Below are 23,511 nucleotides of genomic sequence, written 5' to 3' on the forward strand. Positions count from 1 at the left end.
ATATATTCGTTTGGGTTTTAAAGACCGGCTCGCAGAATGGCTCCATCAGACATTGAAGGAGCATCTCCATGGCAACCTTGCGACTCGGCGACACCGCCCCCGACTTCACCCAGGAATCCACCGCCGGCCCCATCCATTTCCATGAATGGGCGGGCGACTCGTGGGTGGTGCTGTTCTCGCACCCCGCCGATTTCACGCCGGTGTGCACCACCGAGCTGGGCAAGACGGCCGCCCTGGCCACCGAATTCGCCAAGCGCAAGGTCAAGCCCATCGCCGTGAGCGTGGACCCCGTGGATTCGCACAACCGCTGGGTGGGCGACATCAACGAGACGCAGAACACCACCGTCAACTTCCCCATCCTGGCCGATGCGGACAAGAAGGTGGCCGACCTGTACGACATGATCCACCCCAACGCATCGACCACGGTCACGGTGCGCAGCGTGTTCATCATCGACCCCAAGAAGGTCATCCGCACCACCTTCACCTACCCCGCCAGCACGGGCCGCAATTTCGACGAGATCCTGCGCGTGATCGACTCGCTGCAGCTGACCGACAGCCACAAGGTGGCCACGCCCGCCAACTGGAAGGACGGCGACGACGTGATCATCGTCCCGAGCCTGCAGGACCCGGCCGAGATCGCCCAGCGCTTCCCCAAGGGCTTCAAGGCCGTGCGCCCCTACCTGCGCATCACGCCCCAGCCCAACAAGTAAGCAAGCCCGGCTGCGGCCCGCGAGGGCCGCGCCAGGCGGTACACCTGTGAATCCCACTTCCATCATCATCGTCCCCGGCTGGCGCGACTCCGGCCCCGGCCACTGGCAAAGCCTGTGGACCGAACGGTTGCCCGAGGCGCGCCGCGTGGTGCAGGACGACTGGATCACCCCCACCCGCAACGCCTGGGTCGGCACGCTCGAAAAGACCGTGCTGGCCGCCCCGCACCCGGTGGTGATCGTGGCGCACAGCCTGGGCTGTATCGCCACCACGCACCTGGGGCCCGAAGCCGCGGCGCGCATCCACGGGGCGCTGCTGGTGGCCCCGGCCGACCCGGAGCGCCGCGCCATCCTCAACGACTTTGCCCCCGTGCCCTACGCGCAACTGCCTTACCGCAGCGTGGTGGTGGCCAGCAGCAACGACCCGTACTGCCCCATCCGCCTGGCCGGAGCGTACGCCCGCGCCTGGGGAAGCGAGTTCGTGCGCATGCAGCAGGCCGGCCACATCAACGTGGAATCGGGCCATGGCGAATGGCCGCTGGGCTGGGCGCTGCTGCAGTCGCTGACGGGCGAGCAGGGCGGGGTGGCTGCCCCGGCCCCTGCGCCAACTGCTTGGCAGGCCACGGCCTGAGAGGCTGGGGGCTTGCTGCACGGGCATTTCCGTTTCTATATTCCAAAAAACAGCTTAATTAACAAGAATGTATTCTTTTGAGTTTTAAAGCGCATTGCGCACAATGGGGCATCTCCAGTTTTATCCAACGGGCTACGCCACATGACTTCTTTGAAACTCAAGACTCTTCTGGCCACTCTGGCACTCACCGCCAGCGGCATGGCCATGGCCCAGGACTCGCTGCTCAACGTGTCGTACGACGTGGCGCGTGAGTTCTACAAGGACTACAACGCCGCCTTCACCGCGCACTACAAGAAGACCACCGGCAAGGACGTCAAGATCGACCAGTCGCACGCCGGCTCCAGCGCCCAGGCGCGCGCCGTGAACGACGGCCTGGCGGCCGACGTGGTCACCATGAACACGACCACCGACGTGCAGTTCCTCGCCGACAGCGGCGTGGTGGCCAAGGACTGGTCCAAGAAATTCCCCAACGATGCATCGCCCACCACCTCGACCATGCTGTTCCTGGTGCGCAATGGCAACCCCAAGGGCATCAAGGACTGGGAAGACCTGATCAAGCCCGGCGTGCAGGTCATCGTGGTCAACCCCAAGACCGGCGGCAACGGCCGCTATGCCTACCTGGCCGCCTGGGGCGCCGTGCGCGAGAAGGGCGGCACCGAAGAGCAGGCCGCCGAGTTCGTGGGCAAGCTGTACAAGAACGTGCCCATCCTGGCCAAGGGCGGGCGCGATGCCACCGCCACCTTCCTGCAGCGCAACCAGGGCGACGTGCTGATCACCTTCGAATCCGAAGTGGTCTCCATCGACCGCGAGTTCGGCGCCGGCAAGGTCGATGCGATCTACCCATCGGTCAGCGTGGTGGCCGAGAACCCCATTGCCGTGGTCGAGCGCACCGTGGCCAAGAAGGGCACGGCCGCGCTGGCCAAGGCCTACCTGGACTACCTGTATTCCGAAGAAGCCCAGGAAATCGCAGCCAAGCACGCCATTCGCCCCCGTTCTGAAACCGTGCTCAAGAAGTACGCCGCCACCTTCAAGCCGCTGAAGCAGTTCACCGTGGCCAAGTACTTCGGTTCGCTCAGCGATGCACAGAAGGTGCACTTCAACGACGGCGGCCAGTTCGACAAGCTCTACACGCCCGGCGCCAAGTAAACCATGACCGCTGCGACCTCTGTGGCCGCGCGGGGTGCCATGACGGCCCCTGCGCAGGCCGGCCGGCGTGCGCCCAAGCGGGTGCTGCCCGGCTTTGGCCTGACGCTGGGCTACACGCTCTTCTACCTGAGCATCATCGTGCTGATCCCGCTGTCGGCACTGATCTTCAAGACCTTCACCCTGACCTGGGAGCAGTTCTGGGCGGCCATCAGCGCACCGCGTGTGATGGCCTCGTACCGGCTGACCTTCGGCGCATCGTTCATTGCGGCCCTCGTCAACCTGTTCTTCGGCCTGCTGATCGCCTGGGTGCTGGTGCGCTACAAGTTCCCTGGCAAGAAGATCGTCGATGCGCTGGTGGACCTGCCATTCGCGCTGCCCACGGCCGTGGCCGGCATCTCGCTCACCGCGCTGTTGGCTAGCAACGGGTGGGTGGGGCAGTACCTGGAGCCGCTGGGCATCCAGCTGGCCTTCAAGCCCGCGGGCATCGTGATCGCGCTGATCTTCATCGGCCTGCCTTTTGTGGTGCGCACGGTGCAGCCGGTGCTCGAAGACGCCGAAAAAGAGCTTGAAGAAGCCGCCACCTGCCTGGGCGCCACGCGCTGGCAGACCTTCACGAAGGTCATCCTGCCCTCCATCACCCCCGCGCTGCTCACCGGCTTTGCCATGGCGTTCGCGCGGGCGGTGGGGGAGTACGGCTCGGTCATCTTCATCGCTGGCAACATGCCCATGGTTTCTGAAATCACGCCCCTCATCATCATCGGCAAGCTAGAGCAGTACGACTACGCCGGCGCCACCGCCGTGGCGGTGGTCATGCTGGTGATCTCGTTCATCCTGCTGCTGGTCATCAACGCGCTGCAGGCCTGGCAGCGGCGCCACGCGGGAGCACCATCATGAGCGGCGCGAACTCCCGCACGGTGCGCCGCGCCCGCGCCGGCACCACCGAGGCGCCCTGGGTGCGCTACACGCTGATCACCGTGGCGTTGCTGTTCATGCTGCTGTTCCTGGTGCTGCCGCTGGCCGCGGTGTTCGCTGAGGCGCTGCGCAAGGGCTTTGGCGCCTACCTCGACGGCCTGCGCGAACCCGATGCCTGGTCGGCCATCAAGCTCACGCTGATCACCGCGCTCATCGCCGTGCCGCTGAACCTGGTGTTCGGCGTGGCGGCGGCCTGGTGCATTGCCAAGTACGAGTTCCGCGGCAAGGCCTTTTTGACCACGCTGGTGGACCTGCCGTTCTCGGTGTCCCCCGTGGTGGCCGGCCTGGTCTACGTGCTGATGTTCGGCGCGCAGGGCTGGTTCGGCCCCTGGCTGCAGGCGCACGACATCAAGATCATCTTCGCCGTGCCGGGCATCGTGCTGGCCACTGTGTTCGTGACCTTCCCCTTCATCGCGCGCGAGCTGATCCCGCTGATGCAGGCCCAGGGCAACGACGAGGAGCAAGCCGCCATCGTGCTCGGCGCCACCGGCTGGCAGACCTTCTGGTACGTCACGCTGCCCAACATCAAGTGGGGCCTGCTGTATGGGGTGATTTTGTGCAATGCGCGTGCCATGGGTGAGTTCGGCGCGGTGTCGGTGGTGTCGGGCCACATCCGTGGGCAGACCAACACCATTCCGCTGCACGTCGAAATCCTCTACAACGAGTACCAGTCGGTCGCTGCCTTCGCCGCAGCCTCGCTGCTGGCGCTGCTGGCGCTGGTCACCCTGGTCATCAAGTCGATTGCCGAGTGGCGCAACGAGCAGCAAATGAAGGCCGCAGCCGGGCTGCCGCCCGAGCGCCCCGCGCCCGCCACCGCTCCCTCTGCGCGCTGAAGGAAGAGAAAGAACACCATGAGTATCGAAATTCGCAACGTCAGCAAGCAGTTCGGCGACTTCCATGCCCTGCGCGACGTGAGCCTGGACATCGCCTCGGGCGAGCTGATCGCGTTGCTCGGCCCCTCGGGCTGCGGCAAGACCACGCTCTTGCGCATCATCGCCGGGCTGGAGACGGCCGACGTGGGCACCATCCACTTCTCGGGCGAGGACACCACCGACGTGCACGTGCGCGAGCGCAACGTGGGCTTTGTGTTCCAGCACTACGCGCTGTTCCGCCACATGACGGTGTTCGAGAACGTGGCCTTCGGCCTGCGCGTCAAGCCGCGCAGCGAACGCCCGAGCGAGGCACAGATCAAGAAGAAGGTGACCGACCTGCTCAAGCTGGTGCAGCTCGACTGGCTGGCCGAGCGCCACCCCTCGCAACTGTCGGGCGGCCAGCGCCAGCGCATTGCGCTGGCCCGCGCCCTGGCGGTGGAGCCCAAGGTGCTGCTGCTCGACGAACCCTTTGGCGCGCTGGACGCCAAGGTGCGCAAGGAGCTGCGCCGCTGGCTGCGCCGCCTGCACGACGAACTGCACGTGACCAGCATCTTCGTAACCCATGACCAGGAAGAGGCGCTCGAAGTGGCCGACCGCGTGGTGGTCATCAACCAGGGCCGCATCGAGCAAAGCGGCTCGCCCCAGCAGGTGTGGGACAACCCGGCCAGCCCGTTTGTCTACGGCTTTTTGGGCGACGTGAACCTGTTCCAGGGCCGCGCCCACGAGGGCCTGGTGCACCTGGACGGCATGCAGCTCGACGCCCCCGAGCACGCCGACGCGCAAGACACCAAGGCCTTTGCCTATGTGCGCCCGCACGACCTGGATGTGCAGCGCTACGCCCCCGGCGCCGGCATCGACGCCGCTGGCCGCCCGCGCGGCATCGTGGCGCAACTGAGCCGCGCCATCGTGGTCGGGCCCATCGCTCGGCTGGAACTTATTCCATCCGACGATCACAAACCAGCGGACAATTCGAATCCCGAAATGCTGATCGAGGCGCAGATCCCCGCGCAGCAGTTCCGGGAGATGGGTTTCAAGGAGGGTGAGACGCTGGTGGTGACACCGCGCCGCGCCCGGGTTTTTCTGGACCACGCTGCCAACATCTGACGCTTGCCTTGTGGCCCCTGTGGGCACCTGGGGCAACCCGGGTGCAGGGCGGCTTCAAGGACAAGATGATGGTGTTGAACTGGATTGATCGCGCGCCGCGCCGCATCCTCGGGCTGATCAGCCTGGCCTGCGTGGCCATGCTGGCCTTCGGCATGTACCTGCAGCATGTGGTGGGGCTGGAGCCTTGCCCCATGTGCATCGTGCAGCGCTATGCGCTGATCGGCGTGGCCATCTTCACGGGCCTGGCTGCTGCGCGTGATTCGCGCGGCTGGTGGATGTCGCTGGCCGGCATCGCCGTCCTCATCGCCGGCTTTGGCGCCTTCGTGGCCGCCCGCCAGAGCTGGCTGCAGTGGTACCCGCCCGAGGTCGCCACCTGCGGCCGCGACTTCTACGGCATGATCGAAAACTACCCCATCAGCCGCGCCATCCCCATGATCTTCCGCGGCTCGGGCGACTGTGCGGCGATTGACTGGACGTTTCTGGGTGGCTCGATTGCCAACTGGTCGTTTGTCTGCTTCGTGGGCTTCGGCATCGTGATGCTGGTGCTGCTGGCGCGGCATTTGAAGGGTGGGCGCCGGGGCGGTTCGGGCTACTCGATGGCCTGAGTTTTCTCTGCATCCATGACAAAGGCGCTCCTCGGAGCGCCTTTTGTTTTTGCGAAAGGTTCGCACCCACCCTTGCCGCCGTGCAGTCACCTGCTGCGGCGTCTGCGCGTGGTACAGCGCAATCTCCATATCGGGGTTGTCGCGCGACAAGCGCTCCAGAATGTTCGGCACGATGCCGAAGATGGACGAGCGATACACCCCCACCTCCAGCCGCCCCAGCTTACCGCGCGCCGCCCGGTGCGCCCGGTCCGCCGCCTGGTCCACCATGCCGAAGATGGCTTTGGCATCGCGCAAGAGGGTCTCGCCCGCATGGGTCAGCACCATGCCGCGCGGCGTGCGCTCGAAGAGTTGGGCGCCGACTTCGGCTTCCAGGGCCTTGATCTGGCGGGTGAGTGGGGGTTGGGACAGGTGAAGGCGCTCTGCGGCACGGCCCAGCTGGCGTTCTTTCGCTACGGCTACGAAATAGGTACAGGCGGCGGAGGTCCATTGGGGAGTTCAAGCGGCAAGATGTTGCGGCATGCTAATGTGGATGAGTGGCTTCATAGGCTGGAGAACATGCTTTTGCCTATCCTGATATTCGCTTTGAGCCCATTCTTGCCGCTACGATAATCGGCGATGGAATCGGTCGTGCGGGACGTGACAGTCGACGATCGCTCTAGGCTGGCCTCGCTCGGCAGTTGTGGCCTAGCCGTACTGCCACGCTTACCGAAACAATATCTGAACTCGAGGGATCTGTGAGCCTGTAGTCGAAACTATGCTGTTCGCTCTGTCGGGCTTGCTGCTAAATAGTCCCTCAGTTGGAAAGCTAGCGAAGATCCTGCATCTACAAGACGGTCGAGAATGTCGAGCGCTGCCCTGCGAAGGGTGACGTCTCGAATGAGCGTTTCCCGGTGTTCGTGGACGGCTACTCGACAGATGGTCTCTGCATCCCAAAGGCTGCTGCCATCATCGAAAATGTCGGCCGGAATTCGACCAAGAGCGTCGCGAAGCTTGGGGAGAGCAGTTGGCACCGATTGTGATCTACCCACCCCGGCCATAAGTTTTAGTAGATTCTCCAGGGCTGGACGGCTGTCGCCTGCAATAGCGAGGCAGTCGGCGATGTAGTTGGGGCGAGCCTGAAGCAGCGGAAGGTCGTTCCAGTTGTTGGGCCATGGCAGGGAGCAAAAAAGCAAGGTCCGAAGTACCTTGTCAGACCGGCTGAATGACCGCCTCGATCGAGTCCTCAGTGACTCATCCGGAAGGATCTTCGTAGCTGCTCGGTCCCACACCCGCCAGAAGGCGTCGGAGTTCGCAAACTCCCGCCTCATGCACGCAGCAAGCGTTGACTCCAGCACTCTCTCGCTCAAATCTGGCGCATGCTCCAGACAGTAATCAAGGAGTCCAAATAGCGGCGACTGGTCCGTTGGCTGTTCAAGGAGTTCTGCTGCAAGCAATTCACCCGTTTCCCAGCGAGCCTCGTAGTCGACGTAGTCAGGATCGTGGTGCCGTACCCGAGGTTTATCCTCCTGGTCTGCCATGAGTCGGATAAGAGCGGTGAGTGCCTGAATTCTCCACGTGTCAGGAGTCTCGCCGCGAGCTGCATCTAGTGCAATCGTCCATTCCTTGACTGCCGTCAAGCTCTTGGGCGACGCGCGCGCGCCAGGCATCATCTCGCTCAGGGCTGAAAGTACCGCCTTGACTGTGGCTGCTCGCGCCTCATCGACTATGTCGAGGTTGCGTTTGCTCGGTTGCTTGAAAGTGGTGTCCAGCGCCTCCGCGTACTGTGAGAGCGCGGTTGTCAGCAAGTCCGCGAGCACAGGTTGCCTTGGTCTCAATACCTCGGAAATTGCGTTGGCGGCAGCCCGTCGCACTTTCCAGACAGGCTCCGTGACGATGTTGGCCAAGCCCTCCGCCATCTTAGAGAGCTTGGGGGAGACGCTGGCAAGCAGTATCAAGGTCCGGGCTCTGAGCTCCCCTATCATGGGCCCGCGGTTCACCCAGGCATCCTTGTCTTCTGGACGCGCGGCAACCTCAAGCAAGTAGGCCCTGGCCCACTGCAGTGCCTCTGACGAGTCGCTGGGCCACTGTTGGATTAGGGCACAGGCAAGTTCATCTTCCAGCCCTATGAGCATGACACTATCTTGCTCCTGGAACTCCGGACGCAAATGCAGGAATTCGTTGAACGGTTCCAGAGGTGACTGGAAGCTCTCAGCCCTGCGTGGGTCTACGGTCGATGCGCGGTCTGCTTGCACCGGACATCATGTATCACTAAACCAATTTAGGCTGGTGAACCTCGCCGCACCTCGTGATCACTTCAACGACAAAGCTGCATTTTCCCGAGCCTAGTCCTGCTCAAACAAACTGTCATTGCCGCTTGGCCGGAGTCTCCACCCTGACTTTTCGGCTAGTCGACTTGAGGGGTCCGCATCCAACTGAGCCAAGCTGAGGCGGATCGTCTCTAGCGGGAAGTCCACGTACAGGCCGTTCATGTAAACGCGGTTCCAGTACAAGCGCTCGATGCAGGCAAAAAGCCCCTCCCACCGGTAGCGCAACGGGCGGTAGGTGTAGAGGATGCGTGGAAAAATGTCATACGCGCATGCCGATGGCAAGAAGTGCTGCGTATCGTCCTCCATTTGCTCCCCTTTTCTTGCAAGGCAGAGCAAGGCAATGAAGGCGTCTAGTGACCGTAGGTTGCGAATCCCGAGCAGTTGCGCGCGTGTGGGTGGCGAGTGGTTGAATCGGCCCTGCTGCACGCCACACCCATCACGAAGCAGTATCCGCCTGACATTCGGCGACGCACTCTCCAGAAGGCGCAGCAGGCGTGGCATCGGCGGGGACTGGGGCGCAAGGAGTTCCCACAAGGGAAGATCTCGCCAGAAATCAAGCCTCACGGCTCCCGCTGTCCGTGCATGGATGTGCGCCACCGAGACCTTGTTCGGGGCTGAGCCTTCTCGCCAACGCCGGTACTTGTTGGTGAAATCAATCTGATCACAAGGCCTGTGTTCGTCAACTCGCCGCTCCAATATCTTCGGTGAATCAGTCCCGAAGTGAGCCGCCAGGGCTCCGTAGCAGGCTGTCGACTGTGCGGTCTTTACGTTTTCAATGTGGGACGCCCACTCATCGTCGGGCGCAATTCGAAAGCCAATCGGCATAGATGTTTATTGTGGTTGAAGCTGAGTCCCGCATTGTCGCGCTTGGTCTATTTGCGTTTGGGGGTAGCGACTTTTCAGAATCGATCCACCTTGCGCAGCCAAAAAGCCGTGCGTAACATCGCGCCCTTTCCCCCAGTCTCGGCCGGTCCCACTATGTCCCAGCTGCCAATTGATATTGATTCTGCGGCGTCGTTGCCCGCTCTTTCATATGAGAGCTTTGAGCACCGTCTGATTCTTGCTCTCGGCGCAACCGTGGGCGGTGACACCCTCTCCAAAGCGCTGGGCTACCCGTCCCAGGGCGCGTTTCGGAAGGCATATCAACGGGGGCGCCTTCCAGTGACCACTTTCGAGCTGAGTGGGCGCAGGGGGCGGTTTGCCGCATCGGCAGATATTGCACGCTGGCTTTGGTGCCAGCGGGCGGCACCAGCCAAGCCTCGCCACAAAAATGAAGGGGGGTGCGCCTTGGGTCCCTAGCCGAACCTGACCACAAAGCTGACTACCAGGCGCAAAAATGAAAACGCCCCAGGAGTGTTGCGAACTCGAGGGGCGTTAGGGTCTTACGACATTTCTCAGACGTAATTCTCCATCGGCTACCCAGCCGATGTCAAGCCGCGCGCTCGCCTGCTTGAGTTTGCGATCCGCTGGAGCTTCAGCAGCTCCCTGGGCGGCGGATCGCCTATGGAGAAAACGTGAACACAATTCACACGAGGATCCGGCTCCTTCTGAATTCATCTTCAGGAAACCGGGAGATGGGCCGAGAGCTGGGCATCAGCTACAACACGGTGCGAAGGTACAGGGAACTCATCAAAGAGCACGGAATCGACCTGGCAAACCTGGAGTCCCTGAACGAAACCCAGCTTCGCCTGAAGTTCAATCGACAGGGCCATCGAGGGCAGTTCAAACGGGTGCCCGACTGGTCCTATGTCCATCGCGAACTGCAACGCAAGGGCGTTACCCGCACCTTGCTGTGGGTCGAATACAAGGAAGAAGACCCTGCCTCAGCATACGAGCTCAGCAGGTTCAACGAGTTGTATGTGGAATGGGCCGGGAAGCTGCCACTGTCCATGCGGCAACAGTACGAGCCCGGCGAGCGGGGCTGGGCCGATTTCTCGGGTACCACAATGTACTGGGTAGATCCGACGACAGGCGAGAGCCACCACACTGAAATCTTCATTGGTTCGGCCGGTGTCGGCGGCCTCCTGTTTGCACTTGGTGTGCCATCGCAGAAGCAGGAGCACTGGATCCACGCGCATTGCGAATGGTATGAGGCCCTGGGTGGCGTCCCCCGAATCACGGTTCCGGACAACCTCAAATCGGCCGTGCAAAAAGCCGGATCTGACCCAGTACTGAACCCGGCGTACGCGGATATGGCAGAACACTACGGGACTGTCATCTTGCCGGCACGGGCCCGCAAGCCCAAAGACAAGGCGGTGGTGGAAGGCGGCGTGCTGTTGTTCTTGCGGTGGGGCATCGCAAGGCTGCGCAACCGACTCTTCCATTCGGAGGCAGAGCTGAACGGAGCCATCAAAGAATGCGTTCGTATCATCAATGACCGGGTCATGCGGGGATACCAGCAGAGCCGTCGCGAACGCTTCGAGTCAATCGACCGGCCTGCGTTGTTGCCCCTTCCCGCTCGATACGAGTTTGGTGACTGGGTAGGGCCGCTGCGCGTGCCGCTGGACTATCACATCGCTGTCAAAGGCCACTTCTACTCGGTTCCGTATCGGCTCGTGCACCAATCAGTCACCGCTCGCTGCACACCAACCGTTGTCGAAATTCTGCATGGTCGCAACCGCGTCGCTTCGCATGTCCGGTCCGACGCGTTGGGTCGCAAATCGACTCATCGCGCGCACATGCCAGAACATCATCTGGCGTGGGCCGATCACACACCAGAGCGATACAAAGATTGGGCCCAACGTGTAGGCCCGGGTGCACTGTCAGTCGTCGAGCGTCTTCTGGCAGATGCGCGCCATCCGGCTGCGGCACTCAATGCATGTGGCACCTTGCAAAAGCTTGAGCGCAAATACACGGCCGAGCGTTTTGAGCTGGCGTGCGGCAAGGCGCTCTCAATCCATTCGCCAACTGTGAAGAGCATCCGCTCTCTGCTCCAGCACCAACTGGAGGGCAAAGCCGAGACTTTGCCAACAAGCAACGACATGCCCGTCCATACCAATGTCCGTGGCGCAGGCTACTACCAACAAGGCAACCAGAATGCGTAACCCGACCCGTCAAGCACTACTCACCCTGCGCATGCCAGGCATGGCCCAGGCGTATGACGACCAACTGAACAACCCGGCAACGCACTCTCTCGGCTTCGACGACCGGTTGGGACTGCTCGTCGATGCGGAACTTGCCCAGAGGGAAAGCCGTCGCCTTGCAAAGCTGCTCAAGGGCGCCAAGCTCAAGGCGGCAAACGCGTTTCCGGAAGACATCGACTTTTCTGCCAAGCGAGGCATTGATAAACGACAAGTCATTGACCTGCTCACGTGCCAATGGATTCAGCGTGGGCAGCACGTCGTCATCACGGGCCCCACTGGCACGGGAAAAACGTGGTTGGGCTGCGCGTTGGGGCGAGAGGCCGCGCGCAAGGGATACGGAGTTCTCTACTGCCGTCTGCCCCGGCTTCTGGAGGAACTTGAGGTCGCTCACGCAGATGGAAGCTTGCCCGCCGTGCGCACACGGCTTGCCAAGCAGCAGTTGCTGATTCTTGACGACTGGGGCGTTGCTCCCATCGGGGCGCGTGGGAGGCAGGACCTGCTGGAAGTTATCGACGATCGGGTCCCGGGAAAGTCAGTCCTCATCACATCACAGTTGCCGACCAAGACCTGGCACGACTTCTTGGGAGAGCCAACGATCGCGGACGCCATCTTGGACCGTGTTCTGCATAACAAGCACACGATTGAGCTCAAGGGGGACTCGATGCGCCGCATGACTCCTGATGCTGCACCCTGATCACGGTTATCACCCTTCTTGGATGCGCAACCGCACCTCTTGATCACTTCACCGATGTGTGTATTGCAGAGCCAGGGCATGCCCCCGGCTCTGTCTGTGCAAGGCTGGCCCACCCGGTCTGTTGAGTTAGGTAGGTCACTGCTTGGCATCATGCAGTGCCTCACCTGCGAGCTACCAAAAACCTCGACGATTGACGCCGCTAAGCAAGAGGGTGAGTTGCAGCAGTCCTTCGGTGTCAAGGGGGCCGGCCGCCGCGTCTCGCCTTGCCAACGCTCCGATATCCATCGACCGCTCCTGCGCTCTGCGCAGCACTTGATCGACTAGGCGGGTGCGAGGAATCAGAACATATCGGACCTCGCAGTCCAGCCCGTCTGCAAGCCTGGCCAAGGTCTTGAGGCTGATGGTGCCGTCGGCTTCTGCGCGCTCAAGCTGGCGAACGCCCTGAGGGGACATCGATGTGCGTTCGCCCAAAGCGAGCGAGCTCATCCCCATCGCCAAGCGCAAAGTTTTCACCCATCCAGAGCGCGGCGTTTCGATTCCACCGAGGCTCCCAGCCGCATGCAGTTGCCTGTCTATCTCGGCCAGGCGATGGATGTTCAAGTGAGCGTTCACAGCAAAGCGTATGTGATGGTTCTTCGACAACTGATCGGTTTCCTTTTTGGGGAGTTGCAGCAACCGCCGTGTTTCCTTTTCAGCAAACGCTGGTCGTTTTCGATCATCTCCTGACCAAGTTCAGCTATCTTCGCACTCAGCAACCGATGGGACAAAGTTGTCTCATAAAATTTTATACGAATATTATGTTATTTATTGAGCGCACTGAGATAGGGAATTTTGGCCATGCAGATGTAACCTCCATATTCAAGAAGAGCGGCTGGAGGGGACTTCTGCCAAATGCCTTGTCCGATTCACAGCTGTTGTGCACTGCTCGGGGTCTGCGCTCACTGCTTTACAGCGACCGATGGGAGGAAGAGCACCACCTTGCAAGCCCAGTTATGCAGATGGCAATCCTGTTGCTTATAAGTTGCAGCCAGGAAGTCGATGCCATCGAGGACACCCAGCAGTTCGGCCTATCCACCCTTCAGCAAGCGATGGCAATGCTCAGCTTGAACGTAGACCGGGAGATCGTAAGCAGGGTGTTGGGAGAGCAAAGCGATGAGACGGTGGAGGCCCTCACAGAGGTGCTCCGCGTGCTGGCCAAACAAGATCTATTCGAGCCCGCTTGACCGCGGTTGGCCATGCCGTTTTTCGTCCACCAGCTCGATGAGATCAGACTTGATGGTCTCAAACAGTTGGGTCACCGACGCGGCGCTGGAGTCTTGACAGTACGCAAGCACGATGAGGGTCAGAGGGTGAATTCTCAGCCCTTCTGCCAAGCTGTCGATAGTCCGAAAGGATGGAACTTGCGACCCTTGCTCAATCCTTCCAACAGATCGACGACTTGAGCTGGGTATTAGATCTTCCTGGGTGACGCCACGAACCTCACGGAGCTGCTGCAAGGCACGGCCGAAATCAACTTTTGAGTAAATCTTCTTTTTGGACGACATTGACCCGATTGGGGCGTCATGCGACAAGTTTGACCACGCCAAACTTGTCGCATCAACATTTATTCAATAAATAAAAATAATCTAACCAATCGAGAAATAAAAATATGCTACCACCAAACATAAAAGTAGCGGATTCGTTCAGTGGAGAGGATCTAATGAAGATCCTCGAAACGGATGGGTGGGAGGCAATACTGCCCAAAGGCCTGCCAGACCATCAATTGGTGCGCCTGGCGGATCAGTTGCGCGGCTTTCTTTGGGATGAAGGAGAACTTAACCCTGACGAGAAAACCAGTGCAGCGATTGCGCTGGCGTTGTTGCTTTTGGCCAAGGTCGACCCATCCTCTCTGCCGTACAACGAATCGCTCCCATGGGGAGGAAAAGAAGAACTTCTGCGAAATATTTTAATGACGCTGCACGTGGCGGCTAACCAAGAGATCATTTATCGCTTGCTGAGACGTCAAAGTGATGCGGCATCTTTGTCAGTGCTGACAGGCATCAATGCAGAAATGAATTTCACTTGCGCATCACCAACGATTTAAATTAGCGAAACTCAATAGGATTGAAAGTTCATTCAAACATAGGACAGGAATGCTCACGACACATTACATCACTGCAATCGCCAGCCATAGCAACGGAAGCGTTCCTAGAACGCTTCGTTGATGCTTGCGTGAAATAATAATCTCAAACAGGTCGTATTTCAGCAAATAAGCTTACCCGTCCTGTTTCTTGATTTTGACGGCGTGCTTCATCCTGAATTTTGCCATGCTTCTAGACATTTTGAATGCGAGGCATGTTTTTCGTCTGCAATTGACGGGCTCGATCTGGAGATCGTGGTGAGTAGCACTTGGCGCCATGACAGAGATTTGAAAGAAATCAAGGCGTTGCTGTCAGACGCCATTTCTGAGAGAGTGGTGGGAATGACACCGCGATATTCCCAGTTGCTTGAAGTGCCAAGCACGCTCGCCTTATACGAAAGGCAGGCGGAATGTGCGGCTTGGCTGTCTGTCAACCGACCTGTTTACGCTTCATGGGTCGCCGTCGACGATCGGTCTTGGCTTTACAGGCCATTCTGTCCAAACCTGGTTCTCGTCGACGGTGCGCGTGGATTTGATGAGCGCTCGTCGCAATTGTTGCGAGCGAGGTTGAATGAACTATCTAGGTAGAGGTGCTGTGGAGTAGCACCTCCGTCAGGTCAATTGATTTCAAACTGGGCGCGGTCCTTGCCCGCGATCCACAAGGGCGCCTTGCCGCGACCGGTCCAGGTCGAACCCGTGCTTGGGTCCCGGTATTTCGGAGCCACAGTGGAGCCTTTCGATGCGCTCTTGGCCCGGCCGGAGGGGAACACATCAGATGCGGTGAGGCCAAATTCTTTGACCAAGCTGTGGATCGTGGAAAGTGCTTCGCTCATCTCAGACTTGCGGGCAGCTTCGATCTGGGCTTCGAGGTTTTGTTTTTGAGCGAGAAGGTCTTTGTAGCTTGGCATGTTGTTTTTAAAAAAAGAAGTAGTTAGATTTTCCAGTCACGGATTTTGGCGACTGCTCACGAGTTGTTCTGTAGGTGGAATTCGCATGTGCTGCGAAAGTCTCTCCCTCAGCCATTAATTATGCAGTGCTGTCGCTTTCCAGCCGAGTACGTAATAACATCAACGCACCCCCTTCATGAAAATTCTCGTTCTCTCAGATCTCCACGTCGAGTTCTCACCCTTCAGCCCAGATCCTGAATCAGCGGCATCTGCCGACGTTGTAGTGCTAGCCGGGGATATTCACTTGGGCGATTCAGCGGCATCGTGGACTCGAAGTACCTTTCCCGACAAGCCTATCGTGCTGATCGCCGGCAACCATGAGTTCTACCACGGTCATTGGGAGCGGACACTCGACAGGATTCGCGAGTCCGCACGTTCGCATGACGTGCACTTCCTGGAAAACGACGCTATCGAGATTGAGGGTGTGCGCTTTTTGGGCGCGACCCTATGGACAGACTTTGAATACTTCGGCGCAGATCTCCGCAGGGCCTCCATGCGGGAAGCACAAGGCTTCGTCGCCGACTACCGTCTCATCGAAGGGTGCACGCCCCAGGCCACCGTTGATCGCCATGTAGCCAGCCGCGCCTGGTTGCAACGCGAGTTGGAAGAGCCTGGCATCGCAGCACCCCGGGTGGTAGTGACCCACCATTACCCACGCAAGGAATCTACGCCTGCGCGGTACCGCAATGATCTGGCCACCGGGGCCTTTGGCTCGGGGCTGCCTGATCAACTGGTCGGAAGTGCGCATCTCTGGATCCACGGGCACACCCATACCTCGTTCGACTATCAGGTAGCAGGGTGCCGCATTGTCTGCAATCCCCGGGGCTATCCGTTGGGTAAGGGATCGACAGAGTATGAGAACCCGGACTTCGATGTCGGCTTGATCATCAACCTGGGGAACTGAGCGCCATGCACGCAATGACTTCGGAGGCTTTCCCCTTGAACACGGGTGGCAAGCTCGTCGCGGCCTCGGGCGAAAGCTGGACTGACCTCATCAGGGGCGCTCAGTTTCCATGCTGCGCTGCCTGCGGGAGCTGAGGTGTCTTCATGGTTTGGTTTTTCTTTGGCAACGACCGTCCAGCGCCTGATGTTCAATCACAACCGCATGTGCAGCTGTACCACTGGCGGATAGTGCAGCGCGGCAACGGAGCACTGCACATCACCGCACAATTGGCTTCAGGGTCATTCAGGCTGACCTCCGTGCTGATCGCGATCGACTTGCAACGAGCCCTGATTAGTACAGAATCCGGCCGCAGTTATCACCTATGCACACCTCCGGAGGCGGATGAATTCTTGCGCGCCGCGATGGTAGCCAGCGCTATGAGGGATCTGCTGTTCCTGTCTGGAGATGTGAGCGACATTATCTGGAGCGCGATATTGACCGGCACGTGGTCTGCTCAAGAAGGCTGCTTGCTGCCGCAGTTTCAGTAGTAGTTCTGGGGCTGCAGACTGGCCTGAAGCAGGAGCCGTCCGGGGGCTAAAATGATGGCAAGACGGTCTGAGAGCGAGTGATGATATGGACCTGCTGCCTGGTATCGGTCAGGTCCTGCACACCAGCAGGGGCAACAGAATCTCGTATGGGTCTTTCGCTGGGCGGATCCCGAGAAGGGCCTTTGGGCCCTTTTTCGTTGGCGCATTGCCTGTGCATGCTTCAGGGGTCTTGCGACAAGGCCTCCACCAGTCGATATTGAATCTGCGCGTCCGCAGCTGAGGCATCTGCTCTTGGGCTCACTGCCCATTGGGAGCACTGAACGACCATTCCCCTCGATTCAGACATCGCCAAGCATGAAAGCCGAAAAGCTGTTCCGATGATCTGCTCTCAAGAAACAACAGATAACCAGTTGATTTTCCTGAGGTTTTTAAACAGTACTGTCGCCCGGTACGAGCTGCATTCCCATGACCTTGGCCTTTTGGGCGAGGTTGTGCAACACCCTTTGGCGATAACGCTCCTCAAAGTACTCTTGCCCTTGGTCGGTGTACTCCTGCCCATGGGTGAGCATGGCGTAGATCAACCGCGCTAGCTTGTGGGCAGCAGCAGTGACGGCTTTGGGCTTGTCCATGCGCGCGCACATGCGTCGGTAATACGCTCCCAGCGCCGATTGGCTCGAACGCAAGGATGCTGCCGCCAGGCGCAGCGCCTGGGCCGCACGGTTGGCGCAGCGTTTGGTCTTTCCACTCATGACCTTGCCCCCGGTGATCCTGGTGCCGGGACACAATCCCAGCCAGGAGGCAAAGTGCTTGTCGCTGGGGAATTTGCCCATGTCCGCGCCCACCTCGGACACCACCACCAGCGCTGTGGTCACGTCTATGCCGTCAATGCGCGTGAGATCCACGCCGCACATCTGAAACAGCTGCGTGCGCAGATCAAACTTCGGCGCATTGCGGGCACGCCCACGTGCGCGCTTGCTGCCTGCTGCTGGCTCGTCATCACGAACATGCAGCGCTTGCAACTGCGCCTGAATCTGCGCGTCGCACTCAGCCAGTTGGGTGGCGCAGAAATCAAACGCGTCCAACGCCTGCTTGAGGGCAAACAGGTGTTCGGCCCGCCAGCTTCCCTGCAAGCTCTTGGCGATCTCGTCTTCGCTGGCATGGATGCGCGCGCTCTTGAGCTTGGCCAGGGCCATCCCATTGCGTTCACCGGCGAGGATGGCGCGCAGAATTCTTTGCCCAGTCTGGCCCACCACGTCGGAGATGACGTTGGCCAACTGGATGTTCATCTGGGCCAGCGCCTTTTGCATGTGCTGCACCAGGCGCCCCTGGCTGCGCAGCAGCATCATGCGTTGGCGGTTCAGGCAGCGCAGCACACAGACCTGTTCGGCCGGGCGGAAGGCGCCATGCAGCAGCCCAAAGCTCATGAGCTGCTGCAGCCACTGGCAGTCCAGCACATCGCTTTTACGTCCCGAGACGTTCTTGACGTGGCGGGCGTTGACCAGCAGCACGGTAAAGCCGCGAGATTCAAGCAGCTCGTACAACGGTATCCAGTAAACACCCGTGGACTCCATGGCCACGGTATCCACGTTGCAGGCGTCAAGCCAGTCGACCAGGCGGTTGAGATCGGCCGTGAAGCTGGCGAACTCGCGCACAGGTTCGTCATCGCGGTCAGGCGGCACGGCCACGAAGTGCGAGGCACTGCCGATGTCGATACCGGCTGCGTTGGGGTGTGTCAGGGTGATGGCCGACTGTGTGGTGGGCCGCTTGCGTTGTGCCATGGCATCCTCCATCATGAGAAGTGGAACGTGGCACCGACTCGGGTACGTCGTCTTGATCACTCTCTCAAACGGGATGTCTGGGCCAAGCCAAAAAGCCTGGCACAGGCTCACCAATGTCGATGACGCAGCCCATGACCACGCTGGCTCGCGGGCAATGTGCACCATTGCTACATCGGTCTTCGTCGGCGCCGCGTTCCACCTTGCCACACCCAGCAGGCCAACGCCACTTGTTTCTTCGGTACGGTTTGCGGCGCGGACGGGCCGATTACTTCGCTGGCTTTTCTCGGCATAGACGCGCCGCCAAAGACCAGAGTGCTTGTAACTGAAATCCTGCAGCAAGCGCGCTACGGCGTTTAAGAGCTCATCGTCGTTTCTGGCGACAAGGAGATCTCCTCTCGGATTGAGGATCTTTGACACGTCCATCGCGACGACCCCTCGATGATCTGACCCCGCCTCAGCCTCGAATGTGTCCTGAAGCTGTGAGCAGGCCTTGCGCAGGTTGCCCTCCAGTGTCAGTTCTGAGGTCACACGTTTGCACTCGACCCAAATCTTGCGCCCTTCGATCTTGATGCCGGTATCGCTACGTGCATTCAATATGGCCTCCACGTTGCGCGCCGGCCGGTGGGCCATGGCGGCTACACTGGCCTCGAACAGGAAATTGCGTGCGGCTGTTGATTTTGGGGTTTCACTCGCCACATCGATGGGGCCGTTGACTGCCTTTTTCAGCTTGTCGATCACGGAGGTCAACTCCCGCGATGGCACATTCTGCAGGGCCTCATGGATTCGTGTGAACTCTACGATTTCAAACAGGGAGCTGACGAAGTCTGGAAACGCCTTGTTCGCTTCCTCGATGGAGGCGGTGCGGTAGGCATCCTTCCAGTAGCCCATGACCTTTTCATAGCGGGACGTGCGTCCGGTTTGGAGATTGATCCCCAGGCTAGTCATCCACGTCATCGCTGCCAGGAAATCCTGGTAGATACTTGCATATGAACTCGTGGGAATCATCTGGGGGTGGGTGCAGACACCAGGTAAATCGGCAGGTTGGGCCGGAGCAGAGTGATGAAAACCAGCTGAGACCCCTGCATCTCCCGCTTTATGCGAAGACCGTGCGCAAGCCGTAGCGCTGGGCATCTTCTCGCGATGGCCACCAGCTCAGAATGGTGCCCGCATCGCCACTGGCAATCTCGATCCCGTCATCCGTTTCGACGCGCGTGAACTCGGGGAAGTCCAAGACGAACTCCTCTCCGTCAACGTCGATGACGGCCTTCAAGCCGGTCCAGCCGAATTCATTGCAGCCATTGTTGTCGCCGAGATCGATCAAACCGACCACGCGCCCGAACGGGTTCGGGGACAAAAATTCACCAGGGGCATTCAGGTGTTGTGCCTCGCCCGATGCATAGATTCTCATTGGCCATCCTCCATGGATATACGCGTTGCCAGTCCGCCTCGTCCTCGCATTGCCGGACCACAAGGCCTTGTCGAAACCACTGATTTTATCAACAGGTTTCACATTCTGTAAATTTAGTCAACGCTACCTATGGTGTTTTGGAGAATGACGACACACCATATATAGTCCCCGGCAGGCAAGACCTGCAGATCGTGATGTTCCTGTGTTCGAGTTGCCTTTCTTCGCTAACGCGTGCCCTCAGGGCGGAAAGGCTTTCATGTCATTGGCTCCCAGCATCGAAATCAGCTTCATCAAGAAGAACCCTCGCTACGACCCATTTCGTCCTATCTTGTACGTGGGTGGGCACTGGCCATCCACGTGGCATATGGAGATGCGCAGTGCCGCTCAACTGCAATGGGATGGGGGCGTCCAGTTTTACGTGCAAAGCGGCTTGCGGCGTGTGAATGTCATCGCCAAGTACGGACCTTCAGGGCTGCTGCATCTGCGCACGGAGCCAGATGGCACCCGCTCCAACAATTTGCTGAACCTGCCCGAGTTCCCGTTTCTGTACGGATTGAGCCTCCCGGATGTCCTGGATACAGGGGCAGGACTGCTGTCCTCCCCCACAGGGCTTGCTGGCCGTGGCCTGATTGCCGAGGCCATGTATCGCGGATTCAAGTGAAACCGCCGAGGCATCTCTCCGGGGCACCCGGAGAGACCCTCAGCTTGTGCCCCGGCTCTTGTTCGCCAGGCGCATTCGCGGCGAGTACAAGAGTTTAGGACCCCTGTCAGTTCGTCAAAGTCTGCGCGCCAACGGTCTTGATCGCCTGAACGACCTTGTTGACGGCCTCGCTGGACCCTGGGCGGCTGATGATGAACAGAGTCTGTTCAATCTTGCCCTCGTGGGGCACCACGGTCACCCCGGCGCGCTGGTTTGCCGGCGTTGCAGAGCTCATGCGTATTTCGGTCGCTGATGGACTGCGGGGACGAACTGAGTTGGACAGCTGGAACGGCCGGAGCTGGGCACTCAGTTCGGCTCTCGTGGTAATTTCCAAATCGCGGACGTGAGCATCTGCTCAGCTTTGTCGAGTCGCCTTCTTGGGTGATACAACGCGCTGGAGCGACCAGCCAGACTTCCGCCACCAAGAGCGGCCATTCGGGAAGCGAAAGTCGACGACGGCTTGAGGCTGGTTGCAGTCATACGCTGACCGCAAAGGAATGAGTACTATCGGCCAGGAGCAGCCAGTCACCGCAAATGAAAGCGGATGTTCAACGTTTGAGCTGAGAGGCCAACGCCTTCCAGGCGTTGGCCCGCTAGACGGATGATGGACCAGACCGGTTGGCGGGCCAAGCGGCTTTCCGATGGCGGTCCGCTCCGACAAAGGGTTAGGCCTCACACGCCCGGGGAAAAGCTGAGGCCCAGGCGTGATAAGCCTCTCGATTTAGGCCCGCGGACTCTGCAATGAGGCGCTCTGCATAACGAAAGCCAACTTTCTTGGCAATAGCGAGCATCTCCTCGTCTGGCAGTTCATCTTCGTACAACTCGATGAACAGCTGAGCCAGCGCTGCCTGAAATGACCGGTAGCTGAACCAATCTGTCTTAGGGTCTTCTATGGAGCACCTTCGGTACGTGGCCGAGCTTTGATCGAAGTACGTCAGCACAGTGCCGCACTCCCACAGCGGAACAATACTGCGCTGCGCGATTGGAGATGAACGCCAGTGTTGCGCTGGCTGAACCCTAAACCCGAGCGGAGACGAAGGCTCGTATACACGCAAATGCTGAAGGATGCCTTCGGAGATACCGAGGTCACGCAGCACTATTTCGTTCATGAGGCTTAACGTGGAAGTAAGCGGACGCCGGAGCGCGAAACGCGGAGGGAACCACAAGCACAGCTTGTAGCGGTCCGCTTGACTGTAGGGAGGTTAGCGTTCAAGTGGGACCTCCAGGAACGGGAAGGTTGGAAGAAACCTTTCTTTGATTGCCGGAGACTCTATCAGTGCATTGAACGCAACATCAATCGCTGGACCATCAGCCTGGGGGCGCCCACGTAAGTATGCGATGCCGCAGATTGCTTGATCCTCTTTTTCTGATGTTTCTTCCGATGGGGTGAACCCAATAACCCGAAAGATGTGAAAACGCGCTTCGTCGAAGTACAGCAGATCCAGCATGTAGTCCGGATAACCCTCTCGCGTTGCAATCATGTGCTCGGCCCACCTGTTGAGCTCTTCGCTGTCGATGGCATCACAGAAGTAACACGCTACGACAAATCCGATCAGCGATGAATCCTCTTGAGTAAGTCCGTGCATGGCTTTAGGGGTGAACGCTAACGAATGAATTTAGACCGCAAAACCTGCGGGATGAGCAGGACCGTGCGGGATATTCTGGACACTGTTTTCCCCTGTAGGCGGCTTGCTGCATAGCTTTGCGAGAGATGGCCTGTTCAGATATCCAGGCATAAAAAATCAATGAAATCCGGCACGCGTTAAGCCAGCAAACTATAGCTTGCCGTATGCAGACACCGGGATTTCCAGCGGCAGCGTGCAGCAAATTAACGGCAGCTTTCGGGTGGCACTCCCGCAAGACAGCTTGTCCCTCGCGTGCAGCCGTCGGATCTTGCCAATCATGTCCATGGTGATCACTCCTTGCACACCGCCGCTTAAAAACAGCAGGGTAGGTTGAACACCTGGCTCGCTTTTACTTCGGCACTACTTGAAAAGTGGCTCAAATTCCGGTCGGCGCCAACAATTGCCAGAAAAGACCGGGATCGAAGACGGCTGCTTTCACAACCGCTTCACCCCGTGACCAAAAGCAGCTTGAGGATCTGTCGGGGAATATCTTGGCGATGGCAAAGTCAAGAAGCGGCGCACGTTCATCGCTACTACGCCGTCCGAACGAGCGAGAAGATCGCTCGCTGCAACAACGCGATGAGGCCAAATTTATGCGTTGGCTGCGCCGTCCACCGTAAGTTCCGCTCCGTTGATCGACCTAGCCTGCGGACTGGCAACAAAGGCATACAGAGCGGCCAACTCGTCGGGGTCCGCGTAACGCGGAATCGCCATGCGCTGCAACTGGAACTGCGCATGCTCGCCGTCCGCAGGATTCATGTCCGTGTCGGTTGAGCCCGGGTGGATGACGTTGACGGTGATACTGCGGGAGCCGAGGTCGCGTGCCAGGCCCTTGGTGAGGCCGATCAATGCGGCTTTGCTTGCCGCATACAAGGTCATTCCGCCTCCCGGCACACGAGTCGCCAGGTTGCTGCCTGTGTTGATGATTCGGCCACCATCGCTCATGTAGGCGAGCGCCGCTTGCGTGGCGACGACGACCGCGCGCAGGTTGACTGAAAGGGTCTCGTCAATATCCGCGAGGCTGGCGGATTCGATGGAGCCCGTGCGGAAGATCCCGGCGTTGTTGACCAGGATGTCGAGCCCGCCGAGTTCTGCCGCAGCGCGATCGACCGCTGCTTTCACTGAAGTCGGGTCGGCTGCGCTCATCGGAACCGTGACCGCATTGCGTCCGGTGCTACGAATCGCCTTGGCAATCACATCCGCTGCCGCGGCGGACTTCTCGTAGCCAATTGCGACATCGGCACCTTCAGACGCAAGGCGACGCGCGACCGCAGCTCCGATTCCGCGGCTTGCGCCAGTGACAAAAGCGCGTTTTCCAAGAAGTGTGTTCATGATTGCAAGTCCATTGATGTATCGAACGGTGCTTAATATTGGCGAGCAGCC

General features: G+C 59.5%; 27 protein-coding genes and 1 pseudogene. 15 read left to right on the top strand and 13 right to left on the bottom strand.

Annotated features, from left to right (window positions below; genetic code table 11):
- Positions 1-68: 68 nt before the first annotated feature.
- The 7 genes from ACSQ3Y_RS18035 (at position 69) to ACSQ3Y_RS18065 (ending at position 6,037) form a co-directional block, all read left to right on the top strand.
- Complete coding sequence (locus ACSQ3Y_RS18035; RefSeq protein WP_007857275.1) at positions 69-710, top strand: peroxiredoxin; 642 nt, start codon at positions 69-71, stop codon at positions 708-710.
- A gap of 46 nt (positions 711-756) precedes the next feature.
- Positions 757-1,338, top strand: coding sequence for an RBBP9/YdeN family alpha/beta hydrolase (locus ACSQ3Y_RS18040; protein ID WP_436178330.1), 582 nt, complete (start codon positions 757-759; stop codon positions 1,336-1,338).
- A 141-nt stretch (positions 1,339-1,479) separates the two neighbouring features.
- Positions 1,480-2,484 (top strand): sulfate ABC transporter substrate-binding protein, encoded by a 1,005-nt coding sequence (locus tag ACSQ3Y_RS18045; protein ID WP_436178331.1) that lies wholly within the window; start codon positions 1,480-1,482, stop codon positions 2,482-2,484.
- A gap of 3 nt (positions 2,485-2,487) precedes the next feature.
- Positions 2,488-3,378 carry a sulfate ABC transporter permease subunit CysT gene (gene cysT, locus ACSQ3Y_RS18050; protein WP_436178332.1) on the top strand — a complete coding sequence of 297 codons (891 nt, stop codon included), beginning with the start codon at positions 2,488-2,490 and terminating at the stop codon, positions 3,376-3,378.
- Positions 3,375-4,289 (top strand): sulfate ABC transporter permease subunit CysW, encoded by a 915-nt coding sequence (cysW, locus tag ACSQ3Y_RS18055; protein ID WP_436178333.1) that lies wholly within the window; start codon positions 3,375-3,377, stop codon positions 4,287-4,289. The genes cysT and cysW overlap by 4 nt, the downstream gene beginning before the upstream one ends.
- Before the next feature lie 18 nt (positions 4,290-4,307).
- Positions 4,308-5,432, top strand: a complete 1,125-nt coding sequence (locus tag ACSQ3Y_RS18060) for a sulfate/molybdate ABC transporter ATP-binding protein (protein ID WP_057204261.1) — start codon at positions 4,308-4,310, stop codon at positions 5,430-5,432.
- 68 nt (positions 5,433-5,500) lie between these two features.
- Positions 5,501-6,037, top strand: a complete 537-nt coding sequence (locus ACSQ3Y_RS18065) for a disulfide bond formation protein B (protein ID WP_436178334.1) — start codon at positions 5,501-5,503, stop codon at positions 6,035-6,037.
- Positions 6,038-6,397: 360 nt separating this feature from the next.
- Here ACSQ3Y_RS18065 and ACSQ3Y_RS18070 read toward each other — a convergent pair.
- The 3 genes and pseudogenes from ACSQ3Y_RS18070 to ACSQ3Y_RS18080 all read right to left on the bottom strand — a co-directional run.
- Positions 6,398-6,472, bottom strand: a pseudogene (locus tag ACSQ3Y_RS18070) (LysR family transcriptional regulator); the annotation flags it as partial.
- A 317-nt stretch (positions 6,473-6,789) separates the two neighbouring features.
- Complete coding sequence (locus ACSQ3Y_RS18075; RefSeq protein ID WP_436178335.1) at positions 6,790-8,148, bottom strand: hypothetical protein; 1,359 nt, start codon at positions 8,146-8,148, stop codon at positions 6,790-6,792.
- A gap of 210 nt (positions 8,149-8,358) precedes the next feature.
- A complete protein-coding gene (locus tag ACSQ3Y_RS18080; RefSeq protein ID WP_436178336.1) occupies positions 8,359-9,168 on the bottom strand; it encodes a hypothetical protein in 810 nt (269 codons plus the stop codon).
- A gap of 689 nt (positions 9,169-9,857) precedes the next feature.
- Here ACSQ3Y_RS18080 and istA point away from each other — a divergent pair.
- Positions 9,858-11,387, top strand: coding sequence for an IS21 family transposase (istA, locus tag ACSQ3Y_RS18085; protein WP_436178337.1), 1,530 nt, complete (start codon positions 9,858-9,860; stop codon positions 11,385-11,387).
- Entirely contained in the window at positions 11,380-12,120 is a 741-nt protein-coding gene (gene istB / locus ACSQ3Y_RS18090; RefSeq protein ID WP_436178338.1) for an IS21-like element helper ATPase IstB, read from the top strand. Before istA ends, istB begins: the two co-directional genes overlap by 8 nt.
- 171 nt (positions 12,121-12,291) lie before the next feature.
- On the opposite strand, the gene ACSQ3Y_RS18095 is transcribed toward istB, so the two are convergent.
- The gene (locus ACSQ3Y_RS18095) at positions 12,292-12,795 is read right to left on the bottom strand and encodes a helix-turn-helix domain-containing protein (protein WP_436178339.1); all 504 of its coding nucleotides are present in this window, start codon (positions 12,793-12,795) and stop codon (positions 12,292-12,294) included.
- A gap of 5 nt (positions 12,796-12,800) precedes the next feature.
- Between ACSQ3Y_RS18095 and ACSQ3Y_RS18100 the strand changes: the two genes are divergently transcribed.
- On the top strand, positions 12,801-13,343 hold the full coding sequence (locus tag ACSQ3Y_RS18100) for a hypothetical protein (protein WP_436178340.1): 543 nt from the start codon (positions 12,801-12,803) through the stop codon (positions 13,341-13,343).
- Here ACSQ3Y_RS18100 and ACSQ3Y_RS18105 read toward each other — a convergent pair.
- A complete protein-coding gene (locus tag ACSQ3Y_RS18105; RefSeq protein WP_436178341.1) occupies positions 13,326-13,664 on the bottom strand; it encodes a helix-turn-helix domain-containing protein in 339 nt (112 codons plus the stop codon). The genes ACSQ3Y_RS18100 and ACSQ3Y_RS18105 overlap by 18 nt on opposite strands.
- A 155-nt stretch (positions 13,665-13,819) precedes the next feature.
- Here ACSQ3Y_RS18105 and ACSQ3Y_RS18110 point away from each other — a divergent pair, with 155 nt between their 5' ends.
- Together ACSQ3Y_RS18110 and ACSQ3Y_RS18115 are read left to right on the top strand one after the other, a co-directional pair.
- Positions 13,820-14,203 carry a hypothetical protein gene (locus ACSQ3Y_RS18110; protein WP_436178342.1) on the top strand — a complete coding sequence of 128 codons (384 nt, stop codon included), beginning with the start codon at positions 13,820-13,822 and terminating at the stop codon, positions 14,201-14,203.
- Between the two features lie 180 nt (positions 14,204-14,383).
- A complete protein-coding gene (locus tag ACSQ3Y_RS18115) occupies positions 14,384-14,827 on the top strand; it encodes an HAD domain-containing protein (RefSeq protein WP_436180135.1) in 444 nt (147 codons plus the stop codon).
- Positions 14,828-14,856: 29 nt separating this feature from the next.
- Here ACSQ3Y_RS18115 and ACSQ3Y_RS18120 read toward each other — a convergent pair whose 3' ends face one another.
- Positions 14,857-15,147, bottom strand: coding sequence for an H-NS histone family protein (locus ACSQ3Y_RS18120; RefSeq protein ID WP_436178343.1), 291 nt, complete (start codon positions 15,145-15,147; stop codon positions 14,857-14,859).
- A gap of 175 nt (positions 15,148-15,322) precedes the next feature.
- Between ACSQ3Y_RS18120 and ACSQ3Y_RS18125 the strand changes: the two genes are divergently transcribed.
- Together ACSQ3Y_RS18125 and ACSQ3Y_RS18130 are read left to right on the top strand one after the other, a co-directional pair.
- Positions 15,323-16,090 (top strand): metallophosphoesterase, encoded by a 768-nt coding sequence (locus ACSQ3Y_RS18125; RefSeq protein WP_436178344.1) that lies wholly within the window; start codon positions 15,323-15,325, stop codon positions 16,088-16,090.
- Between the two features lie 143 nt (positions 16,091-16,233).
- On the top strand, positions 16,234-16,617 hold the full coding sequence (locus ACSQ3Y_RS18130) for a hypothetical protein (protein WP_436178345.1): 384 nt from the start codon (positions 16,234-16,236) through the stop codon (positions 16,615-16,617).
- A 428-nt stretch (positions 16,618-17,045) separates the two neighbouring features.
- On the opposite strand, the gene ACSQ3Y_RS18135 is transcribed toward ACSQ3Y_RS18130, so the two are convergent.
- On the bottom strand, positions 17,046-18,395 hold the full coding sequence (locus tag ACSQ3Y_RS18135) for an IS110 family transposase (RefSeq protein ID WP_436180136.1): 1,350 nt from the start codon (positions 18,393-18,395) through the stop codon (positions 17,046-17,048).
- Between the two features lie 1,093 nt (positions 18,396-19,488).
- Entirely contained in the window at positions 19,489-19,803 is a 315-nt protein-coding gene (locus ACSQ3Y_RS18140; protein ID WP_436178346.1) for a hypothetical protein, read from the bottom strand.
- 256 nt (positions 19,804-20,059) lie between these two features.
- Here ACSQ3Y_RS18140 and ACSQ3Y_RS18145 point away from each other — a divergent pair, with 256 nt between their 5' ends.
- Positions 20,060-20,464, top strand: a complete 405-nt coding sequence (locus ACSQ3Y_RS18145; protein ID WP_436178347.1) for a DUF3892 domain-containing protein — start codon at positions 20,060-20,062, stop codon at positions 20,462-20,464.
- A 106-nt stretch (positions 20,465-20,570) separates the two neighbouring features.
- Here ACSQ3Y_RS18145 and ACSQ3Y_RS18150 read toward each other — a convergent pair whose 3' ends face one another.
- The 5 genes from ACSQ3Y_RS18150 to ACSQ3Y_RS18170 all read right to left on the bottom strand — a co-directional run bounded on the left by ACSQ3Y_RS18150 (position 20,571) and on the right by ACSQ3Y_RS18170 (position 23,460).
- Positions 20,571-20,738, bottom strand: coding sequence for a hypothetical protein (locus tag ACSQ3Y_RS18150; protein WP_436178348.1), 168 nt, complete (start codon positions 20,736-20,738; stop codon positions 20,571-20,573).
- Between the two features lie 430 nt (positions 20,739-21,168).
- Entirely contained in the window at positions 21,169-21,612 is a 444-nt protein-coding gene (locus tag ACSQ3Y_RS18155; protein WP_436178349.1) for a hypothetical protein, read from the bottom strand.
- Between the two features lie 93 nt (positions 21,613-21,705).
- Positions 21,706-22,089, bottom strand: a complete 384-nt coding sequence (locus tag ACSQ3Y_RS18160) for a hypothetical protein (RefSeq protein WP_436178350.1) — start codon at positions 22,087-22,089, stop codon at positions 21,706-21,708.
- A gap of 189 nt (positions 22,090-22,278) precedes the next feature.
- Positions 22,279-22,413: a hypothetical protein gene (locus tag ACSQ3Y_RS18165; protein ID WP_436178351.1), complete on the bottom strand. Its 135-nt coding sequence runs from the start codon at positions 22,411-22,413 to the stop codon at positions 22,279-22,281.
- Positions 22,414-22,719: 306 nt separating this feature from the next.
- Positions 22,720-23,460: an SDR family oxidoreductase gene (locus tag ACSQ3Y_RS18170; protein WP_145698840.1), complete on the bottom strand. Its 741-nt coding sequence runs from the start codon at positions 23,458-23,460 to the stop codon at positions 22,720-22,722.
- Positions 23,461-23,511 lie beyond the last annotated feature (51 nt).

It is taken from the genome of Acidovorax sp. LjRoot66 (assembly GCF_964253305.1).
GTDB lineage: Bacteria > Pseudomonadota > Gammaproteobacteria > Burkholderiales > Burkholderiaceae_C > Acidovorax.

Coding starts and splice junctions, on each gene's coding strand:
- ACSQ3Y_RS18045 (WP_436178331.1), top strand. CDS start 1,480: ATGACTTCTTTGAAACTCAAGACTCTTCTGGCCACTCTGGCACTCACC.
- ACSQ3Y_RS18065 (WP_436178334.1), top strand. CDS start 5,501: ATGGTGTTGAACTGGATTGATCGCGCGCCGCGCCGCATCCTCGGGCTG.
- ACSQ3Y_RS18145 (WP_436178347.1), top strand. CDS start 20,060: ATGTCATTGGCTCCCAGCATCGAAATCAGCTTCATCAAGAAGAACCCT.
- ACSQ3Y_RS18105 (WP_436178341.1), bottom strand. CDS start 13,664: ATGTCGTCCAAAAAGAAGATTTACTCAAAAGTTGATTTCGGCCGTGCC.
- cysW (WP_436178333.1), top strand. CDS start 3,375: ATGAGCGGCGCGAACTCCCGCACGGTGCGCCGCGCCCGCGCCGGCACC.
- ACSQ3Y_RS18155 (WP_436178349.1), bottom strand. CDS start 21,612: ATGAACGAAATAGTGCTGCGTGACCTCGGTATCTCCGAAGGCATCCTT.
- ACSQ3Y_RS18120 (WP_436178343.1), bottom strand. CDS start 15,147: ATGCCAAGCTACAAAGACCTTCTCGCTCAAAAACAAAACCTCGAAGCC.
- cysT (WP_436178332.1), top strand. CDS start 2,488: ATGACCGCTGCGACCTCTGTGGCCGCGCGGGGTGCCATGACGGCCCCT.
- ACSQ3Y_RS18110 (WP_436178342.1), top strand. CDS start 13,820: ATGAAGATCCTCGAAACGGATGGGTGGGAGGCAATACTGCCCAAAGGC.
- ACSQ3Y_RS18080 (WP_436178336.1), bottom strand. CDS start 9,168: ATGCCGATTGGCTTTCGAATTGCGCCCGACGATGAGTGGGCGTCCCAC.
- ACSQ3Y_RS18075 (WP_436178335.1), bottom strand. CDS start 8,148: ATGCTCATAGGGCTGGAAGATGAACTTGCCTGTGCCCTAATCCAACAG.
- ACSQ3Y_RS18125 (WP_436178344.1), top strand. CDS start 15,323: ATGAAAATTCTCGTTCTCTCAGATCTCCACGTCGAGTTCTCACCCTTC.
- ACSQ3Y_RS18130 (WP_436178345.1), top strand. CDS start 16,234: ATGGTTTGGTTTTTCTTTGGCAACGACCGTCCAGCGCCTGATGTTCAA.
- ACSQ3Y_RS18165 (WP_436178351.1), bottom strand. CDS start 22,413: ATGGACATGATTGGCAAGATCCGACGGCTGCACGCGAGGGACAAGCTG.
- ACSQ3Y_RS18160 (WP_436178350.1), bottom strand. CDS start 22,089: ATGCACGGACTTACTCAAGAGGATTCATCGCTGATCGGATTTGTCGTA.
- ACSQ3Y_RS18135 (WP_436180136.1), bottom strand. CDS start 18,395: ATGGCACAACGCAAGCGGCCCACCACACAGTCGGCCATCACCCTGACA.
- ACSQ3Y_RS18035 (WP_007857275.1), top strand. CDS start 69: ATGGCAACCTTGCGACTCGGCGACACCGCCCCCGACTTCACCCAGGAA.
- ACSQ3Y_RS18150 (WP_436178348.1), bottom strand. CDS start 20,738: ATGAGCTCTGCAACGCCGGCAAACCAGCGCGCCGGGGTGACCGTGGTG.
- ACSQ3Y_RS18170 (WP_145698840.1), bottom strand. CDS start 23,460: ATGAACACACTTCTTGGAAAACGCGCTTTTGTCACTGGCGCAAGCCGC.
- ACSQ3Y_RS18060 (WP_057204261.1), top strand. CDS start 4,308: ATGAGTATCGAAATTCGCAACGTCAGCAAGCAGTTCGGCGACTTCCAT.
- ACSQ3Y_RS18140 (WP_436178346.1), bottom strand. CDS start 19,803: ATGAGAATCTATGCATCGGGCGAGGCACAACACCTGAATGCCCCTGGT.
- istB (WP_436178338.1), top strand. CDS start 11,380: ATGCGTAACCCGACCCGTCAAGCACTACTCACCCTGCGCATGCCAGGC.